12 protein-coding genes and 3 pseudogenes are annotated in these 16,142 nt (G+C 69.6%); 11 read left to right on the top strand and 4 right to left on the bottom strand.

The genetic code is table 11. The features are described from left to right. Positions 1-56: 56 nt before the first annotated feature. Positions 57-815, bottom strand: coding sequence for a DUF6683 family protein (locus ACN28I_RS40060; RefSeq protein WP_420947152.1), 759 nt, complete (start codon positions 813-815; stop codon positions 57-59). A 169-nt stretch (positions 816-984) separates the two neighbouring features. On the opposite strand from ACN28I_RS40060, the pseudogene ACN28I_RS40055 reads away from it, so the two are divergent. Then, positions 985-2,536 (top strand): annotated as a pseudogene (locus ACN28I_RS40055) (MBL fold metallo-hydrolase). A gap of 10 nt (positions 2,537-2,546) precedes the next feature. On the opposite strand, the gene ACN28I_RS40050 reads toward ACN28I_RS40055, so the two are convergent. After that, positions 2,547-2,828, bottom strand: a complete 282-nt coding sequence (locus ACN28I_RS40050) for a hypothetical protein (RefSeq protein WP_420947151.1) — start codon at positions 2,826-2,828, stop codon at positions 2,547-2,549. Between the two features lie 276 nt (positions 2,829-3,104). Here ACN28I_RS40050 and ACN28I_RS40045 point away from each other — a divergent pair, with 276 nt between their 5' ends. The 3 genes from ACN28I_RS40045 (at position 3,105) to ACN28I_RS40035 (ending at position 4,769) form a co-directional block, all read left to right on the top strand. Next, positions 3,105-3,326, top strand: coding sequence for a hypothetical protein (locus tag ACN28I_RS40045; protein ID WP_420947150.1), 222 nt, complete (start codon positions 3,105-3,107; stop codon positions 3,324-3,326). Positions 3,327-3,436: 110 nt separating this feature from the next. After that, positions 3,437-4,306 carry a nucleotidyltransferase gene (locus ACN28I_RS40040; protein ID WP_420947149.1) on the top strand — a complete coding sequence of 290 codons (870 nt, stop codon included), beginning with the start codon at positions 3,437-3,439 and terminating at the stop codon, positions 4,304-4,306. Positions 4,307-4,385: 79 nt separating this feature from the next. Further along, on the top strand, positions 4,386-4,769 hold the full coding sequence (locus tag ACN28I_RS40035; RefSeq protein ID WP_420947148.1) for a YkgJ family cysteine cluster protein: 384 nt from the start codon (positions 4,386-4,388) through the stop codon (positions 4,767-4,769). Positions 4,770-4,789: 20 nt separating this feature from the next. Here ACN28I_RS40035 and ACN28I_RS40030 read toward each other — a convergent pair whose 3' ends face one another. Beyond that, positions 4,790-5,881, bottom strand: coding sequence for a sigma-70 family RNA polymerase sigma factor (locus tag ACN28I_RS40030; protein WP_420947147.1), 1,092 nt, complete (start codon positions 5,879-5,881; stop codon positions 4,790-4,792). Positions 5,882-5,950: 69 nt separating this feature from the next. Between ACN28I_RS40030 and ACN28I_RS40025 the strand changes: the two are divergent. The 4 genes and pseudogenes from ACN28I_RS40025 to ACN28I_RS40010 all read left to right on the top strand — a co-directional run bounded on the left by ACN28I_RS40025 (position 5,951) and on the right by ACN28I_RS40010 (position 11,427). Next, positions 5,951-8,396, top strand: a pseudogene (locus tag ACN28I_RS40025) (DEAD/DEAH box helicase). Positions 8,397-8,741: 345 nt separating this feature from the next. Continuing rightward, positions 8,742-9,177: pseudogene (locus tag ACN28I_RS40020) on the top strand (YciI family protein). A 53-nt stretch (positions 9,178-9,230) separates the two neighbouring features. Next, on the top strand, positions 9,231-10,499 hold the full coding sequence (locus ACN28I_RS40015; RefSeq protein WP_420947146.1) for an RNA polymerase sigma factor: 1,269 nt from the start codon (positions 9,231-9,233) through the stop codon (positions 10,497-10,499). 136 nt (positions 10,500-10,635) lie between these two features. Beyond that, positions 10,636-11,427: an endonuclease/exonuclease/phosphatase family protein gene (locus ACN28I_RS40010; RefSeq protein WP_420947145.1), complete on the top strand. Its 792-nt coding sequence runs from the start codon at positions 10,636-10,638 to the stop codon at positions 11,425-11,427. Between the two features lie 78 nt (positions 11,428-11,505). Here the strand turns inward: ACN28I_RS40010 and ACN28I_RS40005 are convergent, their stop codons facing one another. Continuing rightward, a complete protein-coding gene (locus ACN28I_RS40005; RefSeq protein WP_420947144.1) occupies positions 11,506-11,991 on the bottom strand; it encodes a helix-turn-helix domain-containing protein in 486 nt (161 codons plus the stop codon). A gap of 60 nt (positions 11,992-12,051) precedes the next feature. Between ACN28I_RS40005 and ACN28I_RS40000 the strand changes: the two genes are divergently transcribed. The 3 genes from ACN28I_RS40000 (at position 12,052) to ACN28I_RS39990 (ending at position 16,132) form a co-directional block, all read left to right on the top strand. Next, positions 12,052-13,281 (top strand): Glu/Leu/Phe/Val family dehydrogenase, encoded by a 1,230-nt coding sequence (locus ACN28I_RS40000; RefSeq protein WP_420947143.1) that lies wholly within the window; start codon positions 12,052-12,054, stop codon positions 13,279-13,281. 83 nt (positions 13,282-13,364) lie between these two features. After that, on the top strand, positions 13,365-14,579 hold the full coding sequence (gene ilvA / locus ACN28I_RS39995) for a threonine ammonia-lyase (protein ID WP_420947142.1): 1,215 nt from the start codon (positions 13,365-13,367) through the stop codon (positions 14,577-14,579). Between the two features lie 185 nt (positions 14,580-14,764). Then, the gene (locus ACN28I_RS39990; RefSeq protein WP_420947141.1) at positions 14,765-16,132 is read left to right on the top strand and encodes a peptidase MA family metallohydrolase; all 1,368 of its coding nucleotides are present in this window, start codon (positions 14,765-14,767) and stop codon (positions 16,130-16,132) included. Positions 16,133-16,142 lie beyond the last annotated feature (10 nt).

Genomic DNA, 16,142 nt, shown 5'->3' with positions numbered 1-16,142 from the left:
GCGTTCGCGCTCCCGCGGTGGCGGGTTCGTCCCCGCGGGCCTGAGCAGGTCCCCGCTCAGTCGATCCACACGGCGGCGGGCTCGACGCGCACCTTGTCGATGCGGATGCCCATCATCTGCTCCAGCAACTCCTTCGCGAGCTCGCGCGCCGCCTTCTGCTGGTCCGGCTGCCCCTTGTCACGCCCCTCGTTGTAGAGCCCGAGGATGATGCCGCCCGAGAGCACCGCCGACTCGTACAACTCCTGCTTTTCACGGTCCGACAGGCGCCGATCCTTGAGGCCCATGGCGATGGCGGCGTTGATCTGCCGCAGCATGGACCGCTGCTGCTCGCCGCTCAGCTCCTGACCGTTGCTGAGCGCGTAGTACGAGGACATGAAGAGGTAGTTGAAGGCCCCGGCGAGGTTCAGCTTCAGCAGTGGCTGATCCTGCTGATCCAGCAGCTGCTCGTACCCCGTGAGAAGCTGCACCAGGGCTTCCTCGAGCGCCTTGCGCTGCTCGGGCTCGAGCTCCCTCACCCTTTCGGCGAGCCGCTTGGGCATGACGGGGCCGGTCACCTTGCGGAACGAGGACACCGAGAGCGGCAGCAGCAGCGGCGAGAACTCCGGCTCACCGTCCGGACCGGGCTGGGGCTCCCGCTCCGGCGGAGGCCTGGCCTTCCACTGCTTCTGGAAGAAGGGCTTGAAGTTGCCGTGGACGAAGGTGTTGCTGTCGTAGTGCCTGTAGGGACTGAGGGGCTGTCCACCCTTCGCTCCCGTGGCAGAAAGCAGGAGGAACCCCGCCACCATGACGGGAACCATCCTGAAGAAACTGTTCATCTCCCCCTCCACAAGAATGACGGGAACTCAAGCCCGCCGGGCGCCAACCTCCCCCACTCCGGCCCGCTGTCCCGGTCGCGCGCGGAGCATCATCGGAAAGCACTGGAGCGAGCAAGCAGTCCTGTGAATGCGCTGGCCACCCCAGCCACGGCCCTGCTAGCAGAACCCCATGCGGCTCACCCTCCATCGTGGCGTCAGCCTCGCCGTCCTCGCCTCGGCCCGCACCGAGGCGGAGCACCATGAGGACCTGGGTTGCAGCATCCAGGGCCCCACCGCCCGGCCCGTGCGTCAGGCCCATGTCCCCCTCAAGAAGCAGCTCGCCCAACTGGGGCCGGAGCGCTCCCTGCGCGAGGCCAAGGCCCTGGTGCGCTGGCTGGAGGAGACTCCCGGTTATGCCGCGCTCTGCGGCGAGGGCCGGCGGCGCGGGGGGAGGCGCCCGCTGCGTCACGAGGTGCTGTTTCCCGACGCGACGCGCCACAAACCCCGCATTCTCCACCTCCGCCAGGAGGAACTGGGGCTCGACTTCCCCGTGAAGGCCCGCGAGTGGCCCGCCCTCGCCGAGCTCTTCGCCTCGTTGGCGCGTGGCACCACCCGCGCCGAGCTGCGTGCCCTCTCGGCCGTCCCCGCGGTGGGCGAATTGCTCGCGGACATGTCCAGCGCCGGCTGGCTGGTGCGTCACGAGGGCCCCGTGGAGGTGCCCACCCCCGGCGCCCTCTTCGTGGGCCACAACACCGTGCTGGTGTCGAGCACCCAGGCGCGCGTCCTGGTGGATCCCTACTTCCGCCCCGCCAGCCAGCTCGACCGGCCGGACTACCCGCCCATGCAGCCGCGCGACATCGGCCCGGTGGACGCGGTCGTCATCACCCACTCGCACGGGGACCATTTCCACCTGGGCTCGCTGCTGCAGTTGCCGCGCGACACGCGCATCTTCGTCCCGGCGGTGGAGCGCGAGAGCCTCTTCTCCACCGACTGCGTGCTGCGGCTGCAGCAGCTCGGCTACACCCGCGTCGAGGCCCTGCGCTGGGGCGAGGAGCGGCTCGTGGGCGACATCACCGTGCGCGCCCTGCCCTTCCACGGCGAGCAGCCCACCGACGGCGAGGGCCTCTACCCGGAAGCTCTTCAACGAGGGGAACACCTGGCTGGTGCGCGCGCCGGGCTTCTCCGCGGCCTTCTTCGCCGATGCCGGACACGACGTGCGCGGGGACATGCGCGCCGTCTGCCGCGCGCTGCGGAAGGAGGCACCCGTGGATGTGCTCTTCTGCGGGGTGCGCGGCTTCCGGCTCGAGCCCCTCTTCTTCGGATACACCACGCTGGACGCCTACCTCGTCGACGTGCCCGTGGAATCGCTCGTGAAGCCGCAGCAGCTCATGGCCGGGCCCGAGGAGGCCCTGCATTACGGCGAGTTGCTCGGCGCACGCTACGTGGTGCCCTGCGCGGACGGTGGCGCGCCCTGGTACTGGCGCGAGGGCATGGGCCCCCGCTACCCGGGCTATCCCGGCGAGCCGGTGAGCGGCGCCAGCACCCTGGACGAGAACCCCGACGCGGACCCCTACCCCGAGCGGTTGAAGCAGGTGCGCCGGCAGGCGGGGCACGGGCCCCAGGCGCTGCTGATGCGCCCGGGCGAGGCGTTCGCATGGCAAGGCCGCAAGGCACCGGAGCTCGTCCGGTACCCCGGCTTCGAGTGGCCGTTCGGCGGCATGCCGTCACGGCGCGGCGCGTGACGCGGCCTCCTCAGCTCCCTGGCGTCTGGGGCTGCTGGGGCTCCATGTCCTGAACCGGGTTCTCCGGGAAGGACTGCAGCTTGAGCAGGCCCGCGAGCGCGTGCAGCTTCTCGTGCACCGACTCGTTGCTGAACTCGTGCAGGTCCGTCAACGCCTGGGCGTAGTCCGTGAGTGCGCTCAACCACTCGTGCAGACTCTCCGGGCTCGCCGGTCTGGCGCGTGCGTCCTCGATTCGTGCGAAGGCTTCGTGCAGCCTGTCAGCGGCATCGTCCAGATGTTTGGGAAGTGCCATGGTCGTCTCCTTCCGTCCCCTTCACCATGAGACTTCCCCGCCCTCGCGTGCCAGGGCGGCTCCTCGTGCCGGAGGGCACGGCGGACACGCCGCGAGGCGCTCCCCTCCGGCGCCCCGTGGGAGCCTGGCGTCCATGCACCTCCGCGCGCCGGGCCGATGAGCGGGCGGCCGAGCCCGAAGCAGCGGGAACAGCATGCAGCCGCGCCCGGGCGGACGGATCCTGAACCCTCGTGACGCGGTCCGTCATGGCCGCGACAAAAAGAAAAGGGGACGACCATGAAGGGACGCGAGCGCGTGTGCAAGAAGCACATCAAGCAGGCGGGCTGGAGCATCGCCAACGAGGGCCTGCGGGAGCAGGGCTACCACCTGGAGTTGCACGGCCCGCGCGGCGAGCAGATGAAGGTGGACGCGCCGAGCAAGGCCCGCGCCTACCGCCATGCGGAGCGGCAGGTGAATGGCTCGGAGCCGGGCAGGGCGCTCTGGGCGAACCCGGCCTGATTCCCTCTCACTCGTCTGGGGAGCGGCCGGGCGGGCTGGAGCACTGTCTACCGTCCTGCCCACGCCGATTCCCGACCCTAACCTACCTGCCAGGACACCGGGGGCGTGCCATGAGCATTCAAGAGACCGACAATCCGACTGTGGGGCAGGACAGCAGCCAGGACTCTCCCGGCCAGTCGGCGAGACCCAGCAAGGCGCCACCGCCGATGCAGGCGGATCAGCGTCCTCCCATCGAGCGAGGGGCGCATCTGCTGGCGCTCAGCACGCTCAAGAACGCGGAGATTCCCTTCGTGGTCGCGGGCGCCTACGCGCTCCACCTCTATACGGGCATCTACCGCGACACCAAGGATCTGGACCTCTTCCTCAAGCGCGAGCACGTGGAGCGCGCCATGGAGGCCCTGCACGGCATGGGCTTCCAGACGAAGATGCATGATCCGGTGTGGATCGCGAAGGCCTACGCCAACGACGAGTACTTCGCCGATCTCATCTTCAGCTCGGGCAACGGCGTGGCGATCGTCGATGACCACTGGATCGACGAGGCCCACCCGGGCGTCATCCACGGGCTGCCCATCCTGGTGGCGCCTCCCGAGGACATCATCTGGTCCAAGGCCTTCGTCTGCGAGCGCGAGCGCTTCGACGGCACCGACATCAGCCACCTCATCCTCGCCCGCGGCAAGCAGATGGACTGGAAGCACTTGATGGCCCGGTTCGATCCGTACTGGGAGGTGCTCCTGGCCCATGTCACCTTCTACCGCTTCAGCTACCCGGGCCAGCGCGACCACGTGCCCCGCTGGGTCTGGGACGAGCTGCTCGAGCGCGCCCGCAACCAGCACAACGAGCCCGAGAACAAGAAGCTCTGCCGGGGAATGTTGATCGCCAAGGGGCAGTACAACGTGGACGTCGAACACTGGGGTTATACCGACGCCCGCATCGAGGAGGTCGCGACGTTCCGCGACTACCTCGAGGACAAGAAGGACTGAGGCGCACGGCGAGCCCCTTGCCCGGCGGGTCGTCCACCACTAGCAAGGGGGCCCCTCGCTCCCCGGAAGCCGTACTCCGATGCCTCTCTCCACGCTGTGCCTGCGCTGCGGTCTGTGCTGCGACGGCACCCTCTTCACCCATGTCCCGCTCCAGCGCACCGAGGCCGGCCCCTTGAAGGCCCTGGGGCTGCCCGTGAGGGAGCGTGAGGACGGTACGCCCATCCTGCCGCAGCGCTGCGCCGCGCTGGATGGGCGCACGTGCACCGCCTACGCCCAGCGCCCCGAGGGCTGCCGCCGCTACCACTGCAACCTCTTCTCCGCGCTCGCCGAGGGAGAGGTGTCCCTCGAGGAGGCGCTCTCCGCCGTGGACGGGGCCCACGCCCTGCGCGCCGCGGGCGGGGAGCGCGAGGAAGCGCTGGGGGACTACCTCGACCGTCACTTCCGGGGCCGGCACCGCCGCTAGACGGCGCCATCGCCGGCCACTCACCCCTTGGGGTTGGCCACCAGGTCGAAGTCCGGAATGTGCTCGCGCATGTACTCGCGCATCCGGTTGATGAGCGCCGCTTCGATCTGCCTCGCCCGCTCCCGGCTCACCCCGTACTTGTCTCCAATGTCCTGGAGCGTCAGCGGCTCGTCGGAGATCAGCCGGTTCTCGAAGATGTAGCGCTCCTTGCCCTCCAGCGATTTGGCGAACTCCTGCATCTTCTCGCGGAACAGCGCCTTGAGCTGCTCGTTGCCCAGCCGCTCCTCGGCGCCCACGGACGAGGACGGCAGGAACCGGTCCATCCGCGTCGCCGACGAGTCCTCGCCACCCACCGGCGCGTCCAGCGACATCTCGTCGTGGCCCAGCCGCTGGTCCATCTCCATCACGTCCTGCTCGGTGACGTTGAGGCGCTCGGCCAGCAGCTTCGGCGTCACCTCGAAGCCCTGCGCCATCAACTTGTCCTGCTCCTGGCGCAGCTTGAAGAAGAGCTTCCGCTGGGCTTCCGTCGTCCCCAGCTTCACCATCTTCCAGTTGTCCATGATGTAGCGCAGGATGTAGGCGCGTATCCACCATGCGGCGTAGGAGCTGAGCTTCACCCCCCGCTCCGGATCGTACTTCTTCACCGCCTGCATCAGCCCGATGTTGCCCTCCTGCACCAGGTCCAGCAGGGACAGGGGGTTGCGGTGGTACTCGTGGGCCAGTTTCACCACCAGTCTCAGGTTGGCCGCCACCAGGCGGTAGGCCGCCTTCACGTCCCCCGTGTCGCGCAGGCGACGGGCGAGCGCTACCTCCTCCTCCCGGGTGAGCAGGGGGTGGCGCTGGACCTCGTTCATGTACGCCTGGAGGGGGTCTGTCCGGGCCAGCCCCGTCTCCCCGGCCTTCACCAGGGCCGCCCGGGGGGGAGCGGGGACCTCCTCCACCTCGGCCTCCACCTCCTCCAGCTCCTCGGGGGCGGGCTCCAGGGCGTCTGGTTCCGGCTCGGCGGATTCCGCCTCCACGGCCTCGGCTTCCTCGGGGGGCGGGGCAGCAGTGGGCCGCTTCGCCCGGGTCTTCGTGCCTGTTCCTCCCGTCTTCTTCCTCCCAATCGCCATGAGGAGTTCCTTAAGCAAAGTGAGCCGATTGTTGCCAGAGCCTAATGCAGGGGTTATGCCCCAAGCTTGATGAGCGACATCCAATCTCCGGAGCAGCCGGAAACCACTGCCGAAGCCCCGTCGCGCCCCGCCGAGTACGTCGCGGACGTCAGCTTCGATGACTTGAACCTGTCCGAGCCCCTCCGTCGCGGCATCACGGACCGTGGCTATACCAACCCCACCCCTGTCCAGGCCAAGGCCTTTGGCCCCGTCATGGAGGGCAGGGATCTCATCGTGCGCAGCAAGACCGGCACGGGCAAGACGGCCGCCTTCGGCCTGCCGCTGCTGGAGAAGATCTCCGCCGAGGACAAGCGGGTGCGCGCCCTCATCCTCTGCCCCACGCGCGAGCTGGCGCTCCAGGTGTCCGAGGAGCTGGCCGCCCTGGGCAAGTACAAGGGCGTCAAGGTGGCCGCCATCTACGGCGGCGCCTCCATGAAGCAGCAGGAAGACGCCCTCGAGGAGGGCACGCAGATCATCGTGGGCACGCCCGGCCGGGTGTTCGACCACATCAACCGCGGCAACCTCAAGCTCGAGGGCTGCACGCACGCGGTGCTCGACGAAGCCGACGAGATGCTCAACCAGGGCTTCTACGAGGAAGTCACGCGCATCCTCGACCGTCTTCCCAAGGACCGGCAGGTGCTGCTCTTCAGCGCCACCGTCCCCACGGACATCCAGAACCTGATTGCCCGCTACACGACGAACGCGGAGACGCTGCTGCTCTCCGGCGACGTCTTCACCGTCGAGCACATCCACCACATCCGCTACGACGTGTCGGACGCGCTGCCCAAGCCGCGCAACCTCATCTACGTGCTGGAGGCCGAGGAGCCCCAGAACGCCATCATCTTCTGCAACACCCGCGACGACACCGCCCTGGTGACGGCGGTGCTCAACCGCAACGGCTTCGACGCGGACCTGCTCAACGGGGACCTGCCGCAGAAGGAGCGCGAGCGGGTGATGGGCAAGGTGAAGCGCGGGGAAGTGGCCTTCATGGTGGCCACGGACATCGCCGCGCGCGGCATCGACATCTCCGGCCTCGAGTACGTCATCAACTACTCGCTGCCCGAGGACCCCGCCGTGTACCTGCACCGGGTGGGCCGCACCGGCCGCATCGGCAACAAGGGCACCGCCATCAACCTCTTCTCCGGCCGCGAGCTGGCCACGTACACCACGCTGGAGAAGAAGTACGGCATCAAGTTCGAGAAGCGCGAGATGCCCGCCCCCGAGGAGGCCATGCGCCTGTGGGCCGAGCGCCACGTGCGCGAAATCCGCGAGGCCGCCTCCGGCTCCATCTTCGAGGGCTTCCTGCCCCTGGCCGCGCAGCTCAAGGCCCGGCCGGATGCCGATGACCTGATGGCCTTCCTGCTGAAGTACTTCTTCAGCCACCTGCGCATGGAGAAGGCCCAGGCCGCCCAGCAGGGCGAGCGCCCCGAGCAGGACTCCCAGGGCAAGTTCGAGCCCCGCCGCAAGGACCGGGAGCGCGAGCGTCCTCGGGACCGGGACCGGGATCGGGACAGGCCGCCGCGCCGCGAGGAGCGCCGGGAGGCCCGTGCGGAGCCGTCCGGCGAGTCGCGTGAGCGCGTCGAGCGGGGAGATCGTGGCGACAAGCGCCGCCGGGATCGTCCCGAGCGGAGCGACCGTGGCCCCGCGTCCTTCGATGCCGGCCCCGGCGAGGCGAAGCTGTGGGTCAACCTGGGGACCGAGGATGGCCTCGGGCCCGGCAGCATCGTCACCGCCCTGGAAGAGGCGGGCGCCCCCGCCAACAAGGTGGTGCGTGCCGACCTCAAGCCCGGCTTCTCCTACGTCTTCATCTCCGAGCAGGACCTGGCGGGCTTCGAGGCCCTCACCGGCAAGACGTACAAGGACAAGACGCTGAAGGTGGAGAAGAGCCGGCCGCGCGGCGAGCGCGATCCGAACCGGCCGCCGCCCTCCCCCGACGCCGGCCCTGGCGAGGTGAAGCTGAAGTTCAACCTCGGCATGGACGACGGCCTGGACGAGGCGAAGTTCATCGCCGCCCTGGAGGCCGCTGGTGCCCCCGCGGGCAAGGTGAACAAGGCGGTGCTCCGCCCCGCCTACGGCTACGCCTACGTGCCCGAGTCCGAGTCCGAGGCCTTCGAGGCCCTCACCGGCAAGCAGCATGGCGAGAAGGCACTGAAGGTGGACAAGCACCGGCCTCGCGGCACCCGCGAGCGTCCGCCGCGCCGTGAGCGCTCCGAGCGTCCCGAGTCCACGCCCGAGGTGCCCGGCCAGGCGCGCCTGTGGGTGGGCCTGGGCCGCGACGTGGTGCAGGACGAGGCCGCCGTCACCAGCGCCCTGGAGTCCCTGGGTGCCCCGGCCGGCAAGGTGCAGCGCGTGGAAGCTCAAGCCCACGTACTCGTACGTCTTCATCGCCGACGAGGATGTGGCCGCCTTCGAGGCCCTCAACGGCAAGCAGCACGGCGAGAGGACGCTGAAGCTGGAGCGGGCCCGGCGCCGGTAGCTGGTAACCCCTCGGCCGGAAACTCCCTCTCCCCTCGGGAGAGGGTGGGGGTGAGGGTATCCGCCCCCGTTCTCCAACCCGTGGCACACGGTGGGCCTCGGGTTCAACCCGGGGCCCGTGGCGCTCCTTCGCGGACTCACCTGCCGGGCTTCGTCGAGGCGCCGCCGCCTGGTGCGCACCCGCGTGGAAGCCATCGGGAACGGGTGAGCTCCGGCCTGGAAATCCGGGCACTTGGGGGCGCTCGAAAAAAATCGAAAATACCGTGTCGATCTCGCCGGCCTTCGTTCGACGTCAGGGTAAGAGCCGGCATCCACACCCGGCATCCACCCAGAAGGAGAGACGACAATGAAGGTCATGGTTCTGGTCAAGGCCACCAAGGACAGTGAAGCGGGCGTCATGCCGAGCACGGAGATGCTGACCGCGATGGGGCAGTACAACGAGGAGCTGGTGAAGGCCGGCATCATGCTCGCGGGCGAGGGGCTGCACCCGAGTTCCAAGGGCGCACGCGTCCAGTTCTCCGGCACCAAGCGGACGGTGATCGACGGGCCCTTCACCGAGACCAAGGAATTGGTCGCCGGCTTCTGGATGTGGCAGGTGAAGTCGATGGAAGAGGCGATCGAGTGGGTCAAGCGCTGCCCCAATCCCATGCTCACGGACAGCGAGATCGAGATCCGCCGGGTGTTCGAGGCGGAGGACTTCGGTGCCGAGTTCACGCCCGAGCCTCCGGGAGAAGGAAGAGCGTCTGGCCGCGGAGTTGGCCGCGAAGAACGCGAAGAAGTAACCGGGGTGTCCCCGGCCTTGCACTGGCGGCCGAAGCTGTTCTGATCGGCCGCCGTGACGGCTTCCGAGACGCAACGGGCGATCCACGCGGTCTGGAGAATCGAGTCGGCCCGCCTCATCGCCGGACTCACGCGGTTCGTGCGTGACGTCGGGCTCGCCGAGGAGCTCGCGCAGGACGCGCTCGTCGCCGCGCTCGAGCAGTGGCCCACGTCGGGTGTCCCGGACAAACCGGGTGCCTGGCTCATGGCCACCGCGAAGCGCCGGGCGATCGATCAGTTCCGCCGGAACAAGCTGCTCGAGCGCAAGCACGAGGAGCTCGGCCACGAGCTGGAGACCGAGCGGACGCCGGACCTCGAAACAGCCCTCGACGAGGACGTCGGTGACGACCTCCTGCGCCTCGTGCTCATCGCCTGTCATCCCGTCATCTCGACCGAGGCCCGCGTCGCGCTCACCCTGCGCCTGCTCGGAGGCCTGACGACCGAGGAGATCGCCCGGGCGTTCCTCGTCCCGGAGCCCACGGTGGCCCAGCGCATCGTCCGGGCCAAGCGGACCCTCTCCGAGGCGCGCGTCCCCTTCGAAGTGCCCCGCGGGGACGAGCTCACCGCCCGGCTGTCGTCGGTGCTCGAGGTCATCTACCTCATCTTCAACGAGGGCTACTCGGCGACGGCCGGTGACGACTGGGTCCGGCCCGCGCTCTGCGAGGACGCGCTTCGGCTGGGCCGCATCCTGGCCGGGCTCGTTCCCACGGAGCCGGAGGTGCACGGCCTCGTCGCGCTGATGGAGCTCCAGGCCTCGCGGCTGAGGGCACGGGTGGGTCCGTCCGGAGAGCCCGTCCTGTTGCTGGAACAGAACCGGGGGCGCTGGGATCGCGTCCTCATCGGCCGGGGGCTCGCGGCGCTGGAGCGTGCCGAGAAGCTCGGGAGCGAGCGGGGCCCCTACACGGTGCAGGCCGCGATCGCCGCCTGTCACGCCCGCGCGCTCACGCCGGAGCAGACGGACTGGGCCCGCATCGCGGCGCTCTACGAGGAGCTCGCCGAGCTCACGTCCTCTCCCGTGGTGGAGTTGAATCGCGCGGTCGCCGTCTCCATGGCCTCCGGTCCCGCGGCGGGGCTCGAGCTCGTCGATGCGCTGGCCGCGGAGCACGTGCTCGAGGGCTACCATCTCCTCCCGAGCGTGCGCGGGGACCTGCTCGCGAAGCTCGGACGCCTCGACGAGGCCCGTGCGGAGTTCGAGCGCGCGGCCTCGCTCACGCGCAACGCACGAGAGCGCCAGTTGCTGCTCGAGCGCGCGGCCGCGTGCCTCGCGCCCGGAAAATCCCCGTAAATCTAGGAATAATATTTTTCCTGGGACAACAGGCGGGACGGGGCCTCTTTCCATTGAAGGGGAGAAGCCCCACCCGTCGAGCGGTCTCCATCCGCGAAGAGGCGCCATGAACATGAGTCACCGTCCCGCATCCTCGATGAAACGATTTGCCACCCTCGCCGGCGCGGCCCTCGCCGTGCTGATGGCCTCCGGTGCGGCGCTCGCCAGCGTTCAATCGGCGGCCCCGGCCCCTACCCTGCTCTCGGGCCCCGCGGAGCTGCGCGTGGTGACGGCCAACCTCGCCTTCCGCGGCAACGCGGGGGTGAAGGAGGACTGGAAGACGATCGGTCCCGCGGCCGACATCGTGTTCGTCCAGGAGGCCAAGAACGTCGTGCTGCGCGACATCCTCAACCTGGACACCTGGATCGTGCGCCAGGACACGTCGGCGGACGACGTGCAAGGCAGCGCCGTGGTGATCCGCCGGTCGGTGGTCCAGAGCGCCGGGGATCTGGTGCTGGTGAAGGGGACCGATGCCAACAACTGCAACGATCCCGTGCTGGGAGGCATCATGACCCGGTGGATCGCCCGGGTGGATGTCCTGCTGAACAACGGCCGCTCCCTCCGCGTCGCGTCGCTGCACATGCCCCCGCTGCGCTGCCAGGACGGCCTCGGCAGTCCCTATGCCGTCATGGCGGACAATGTCGTGGCTTTCGCGAACCGCGCCGACCGCCTGCTCGTCCTGGGAGCGGACTGGAACAAGGTGGTCGACGACGACCCGAACCAGATCGGCGCCCGCACCGGGCTGAAGCCGCGTGGACCCGATAGTGGCTCGCGCATCGACGGCTTCTACGTGTCGCAGGCCATCGGCACCAACAACCTGCAGAGGCTGGCTCAGACCGGCAGCGACCACCGGCCGGTGCAGATGACGATCACCGTGCCCGCGCCGTAGCACGGCCACGGCAAGTACCTCGCAGCCCCAGGGCTCGGAACCGGCGGACGGTTCCGGGCCCTTCGTGTCCGCGCGTGCTCAGGGAGCGGGTGGCTTCGCCCGCCGGGCCCGGTGGTAGTGCGCGGCACACAGCTCCTTGGCCAGCACCGGCTTCCCACAGTCCGGCTCCTTGCAGCGCGGCGAGTCCTCGGCGGGTAGCCCTCCGGGCGCGCGCTCGGTGAACATGGCCTCGGCCACCGCGAGCAGCCGGTCCACCTCCGTGCGCGTCAGGTGGCGCACCCGGGCGAACTCCACCAGCCGGTGCGCCCCCGCCGCCTCGTCCTCCTCCACCCGGAAGAGCTCCGCCAGGGGGACTCCCAGCGCCCCCGCCACCTGCACCAGCGTCTCGTAGCTGGGGCTGCGCTCGCCCCGCTCCAGCAGCGAGGCGAAGCTCACCGAAATACCACTGCGCTCGGCGAACTCCTCCTGCGTCAGGCCCCGACGCTCGCGCAGGCCGCGGATGCGCCGCGCGAGCCCTTGCAGTTGGCCGCTCGCATCCTGGGCTGGCGGGGAACTGGAGCGCATCGCCAACCCATGCTAGCGCAACCCATCTGTTAAGGTCTCGCCCAGGAGAGCACCCCGGCCATGCACGCCCTCGAAGGGATTCACTACTACTTCCGCAAGGCCGCGCGCATCATGGACGTGGGCGAGCGCATCGAGACGCTGCTCGCCACTCCCCTGCGCGAGGTCAAGGTCCAGGTCTCCATCGAGCTGGACAACGGAGAGATCCGCACCTTCACCGGCTACCGCACCCAGCACGACAACAGCCGCGGCCCCATGAAGGGCGGCCTGCGCTACCACCCCACCATCACCCAGGACGAGTGCGTGGCGCTCGCCTCGCTGATGACGTGGAAGACGGCCGTGGTGAACCTGCCCTACGGCGGCGCCAAGGGCGGCATCGCGGTGGACCCGACCCAGCTCTCCATGAAGGAGATGGAGCGGCTCACCCGCAAGTACGTGGATCAGATTCAGGACGTCATCGGTCCCACCCGCGACATCGCCGCCCCCGACGTCAACACCAACCCCCAGGTGATGGCGTGGATCATGGACCAGTACTCGCGCTTCCACGGGCACTCGCCGGCCATCGTCACCGGCAAGCCCGCGGAGCTCTACGGCACCAAGGGCCGTGACTCGGCCACGGGGCGCGGCCTGCTCTACATCACCCGGGAAATCCTCCGCGACGCGGGCATGCCCATGAAGGGCACGCGCTTCGCCATCCAGGGCTTCGGCAACGTGGGCAGCCACACCGCGCAGCTCATGTGGCAGGACGGTGGCGTGGTGGTGGCCGTGTCGGACGTGTACGGCGGCGTCTACAACCCGGCGGGCCTGGACATCCCCGGCCTCTTCGAGCACGTGAAGCGCACCGGCACCGTCACCGGCTTCGGCGGCGGCCAGGCCTGCGCCAGCGATGACGTGCTCGTCTCCGACTGCGACGTGCTCATCCCCGCCGCGCTGGGTCATGCTTTGAACCGCAACAACGCCAACGCGGTGCGCGCGCGGCTCATCATCGAGGGCGCCAACGGCCCGACGGACCCCGAGGCGGACGAGATTCTCGACAAGCGCGGCGTGCTGGTGGTGCCGGACATCCTCGCCAATGCGGGCGGTGTGACGGTCAGCTACTACGAGTGGGTGCAGAACCTGCAGCACCTCTCGTGGGAGGAGGACCGGGTGAACGCCGAGCTGGAGCGGACGATGAAGGAAGCGTACGACCGGGTGGCGCAGCTCGCGCGCTCGCGCAAGGTGACGTTGCGCACCGCGGCATTCATCCTGGCCATCGGCCGCGTGGGCAAGGCCACGGTGCTGCGCGGCATCTGACAGGGCAGCCGGGCAACCGGCGGCCCGAGGTGCCCTCCCCTTTCGCGGCGGCGGCGCATCGGTTATCAGCGCCTCACAAGCACATGGTCACCCTCCAGCAAATCGAAGACGCCCAGCAGCGCATCGGTGAAGCCGTCTACCGCTCGCCGTGCCCCAAGTCGGAGCAGTTCAAGGAGCTCACGGACTGCGCCACGCTGAACTGCAAGCTGGAGAATCTGCAGCGCACCGGCGCCTTCAAGGAGCGCGGGGCGCTCAACAAGCTGCTCACCCTGTCGCCGGACGAGCGCGGCCGGGGCGTCATCGCCGCCTCGGCGGGCAATCACGCGCAGGGGCTCGCCTACCACGCGGGCCGCCAAGGGGTGAACACCACCATCGTCATGCCCGAGCGCACCCCGCTCATCAAGGTGACGCGCACGCGCTCGTACGGCGCGCGGGTGGTGCTGCACGGCACCAACTTCGACGAGGCCTACGCCGAGGCCCTGCGCATCCAGGACAAGGAGAACCGCGTCTTCGTCCACCCCTTCAATGATCCGCTCATCATCGCGGGCCAGGGCACCATCGGGCTGGAGCTGCTCGAGCAGTGCCCGTACATGGACATGGTGGTGGTGCCCATTGGCGGCGGCGGGCTCATCTCCGGCGTGGCGTGCGCGCTCAAGGAGACCAACCCGCGCATCAAGGTGATTGGCGTGCAGGCCTCGGCCATCGCGAGCATGAAGGCCTCGGTGGAGGCGGGCAAGCTGGTGGAGCTGCCCGCGGGCACCACCATCGCGGACGGCATCTCGGTGAAGCGCCCGGGCGACTACACCTTCGAGATGATCCGCCGCTACGTGGACGACATCGTCACGGTGGACGAGGAGGAGATCGCCAACGCCATCCTGCTGCTGCTGGAGCGGGAGAAGTCGGTGGTGGAGGGCGCGGGCGCGGTGGGCCTGGCGGCGCTGCTCAACGGGAAGATTCCCTCGGCGCGCGGGCGCAAGGTGGTGCTGCTGCTGTCCGGCGGCAACATCGACGTCAACCTCGTCAGCCGCATCATCGAGCGCGGCCTGGTGAAGGACGGGCGCCTGGTGCGGCTGGTGGTGCGCATGCCGGACCGGCCGGGAATGCTCGCGCGGCTCACGGCGGAGATCGCCCAGGCGGGCGCCAACGTGGTGGAGATCTACCACAACCGCGCCTTCTCGAAGGCGGCCCTGGGCGAGGTGGCGGTGGAGGTGACGCTGGAGACGCGCGGCCGCGGCCACATCGAGGAGCTGATGGGCGGCCTGGGACAGAAGGGCTGGCAGGTCGCGGAAGAGACGTGAGGCCCGCGGTCAGGTTTCGGGCGCGGAACCTCCGCGCCTCCTGGAAGCGGCTTCAGTGGTAAGCGCTTACCAGTGGTGTAGGCCAATGTGAGACACCCCTGGTAAGCGCTTACCACTGAAGTGACGTTCGGGGCACCAGGCCCCCGCTTCGCCCGGGCCTACGCGCTCGGCGATACTCGCGGGCCATGCGCGCCCTGCTCCTCCTCGCCCTGCTGTCTTCCAATCCGCCCACGCCCGCGCAGGCCCAGAAGCTCGCGGCCCAGCGTGCCTGGGAGGACTTGTACCTCGCCTGGTCCTCCGTGGACCCCAAGGGCTACTCCCCGCCCGATCGCCGCACCATCGCCGCCTCGCTCCTCAAGGGCTGCGAGGCCCTCGCCACCTCCGATGCCGTGATGGCGTATTCGCTCGGCGAGCGCGCCGTGCTCTTCGACGAGACGGCCCCGGGCCTGCGCTGCCTCGCCCGCACCTCGCTCGCCACCGACCAGCGCGGCACCGCCGAGGACTCCCTGCGCCGCGGCCTGGAGCACTTCCCCAAGGACGGCCACTTCGGCCTGGAGCTGGGCCGGCTCCTGCTCGAGGACAAGGATCCCCAGGGCGCCATCGCGGCGCTGGGCAAGGTGCCGCCGCGCTCGCCCGAGGCGGCCAAGGCCCGCGTGCTCCTGCAGAAGGCCCGCAGCGCCTCCAGCGAGGAGAGCGCGGCCCTGGCCCAGGCCCGCGCCATCGAGCGGCGCTTCACCGGCGAGACCGAGGACACGAAGGGCTCCGTCCAGCCCGCTTCCGGCTCCGCCTCCACCGGCCTTTCGTATGAGTCCGGCGTGGCCTCGGACGGGATGCGCACCCGCTCCAACAGCCGCTTCGTCGTGAAGTACTTCAACAACGCGCGCGACTTCGGCCAGCGCGCCGAGTACGAGGGCCGCATCGTCTCCGCGCTCGACGAGGCCCACTTCCACACCCGCCAGGTGCTGGGCGAGGCGCGCGAGGCCCCCGTGGACGTCATCCTCTACACCCGCGAGGAGTTCCGCACCCACCAGGGCTCGGCGCTGGCGCGCATGGTGGCCGGGCTGTACTCGGACGGCGCCATCCGCATCAACGACGCCGCCGAGCTCACCCAGCAGACCAAGGCCACCCTCGTCCACGAGTACGTGCACGCCGTGGTGGATGACCTGGTACGGGCGGCCCAGGGCGGCCAGCGCGTCCCCATCTGGCTCAACGAAGGCCTTGCCGAGTACGTGGAATGGCGCTACCTGGGCAGCGACAAGCCGCCCCACGCCCTGGCCACCCGCATGCGCGCCGCCGCCCAGAAGGGGCAGCTCCCGCGCCTGTCCGAGATGGCCGGGGGGGCCCTCATCCAGCAGCGCGACCCGGCCATGGCTTATGGGACCTCGGCCATCGCCGTCCGCGAGCTGCTGAAGGAGGGAGGGCCCGGCCGCCTGCTCGAGCTCATCCGCGAGGTGGGCCAGGGCGCTTCCTTCGAGGAGGCCCTCCGGCAGCGCTACGGCCGCGGGGTTCCGGAGCTGGAGGAGGCCGTCCAGGCCGCTCTCTCGCGGAGGTAACGGGCAGGCG

The organism is Archangium gephyra (genome assembly GCF_049060025.1).
GTDB classification, from domain to species: Bacteria; Myxococcota; Myxococcia; order Myxococcales; family Myxococcaceae; genus Archangium; species Archangium gephyra_A.
This window is presented reverse-complemented; position numbering and strand designations above follow the sequence as displayed.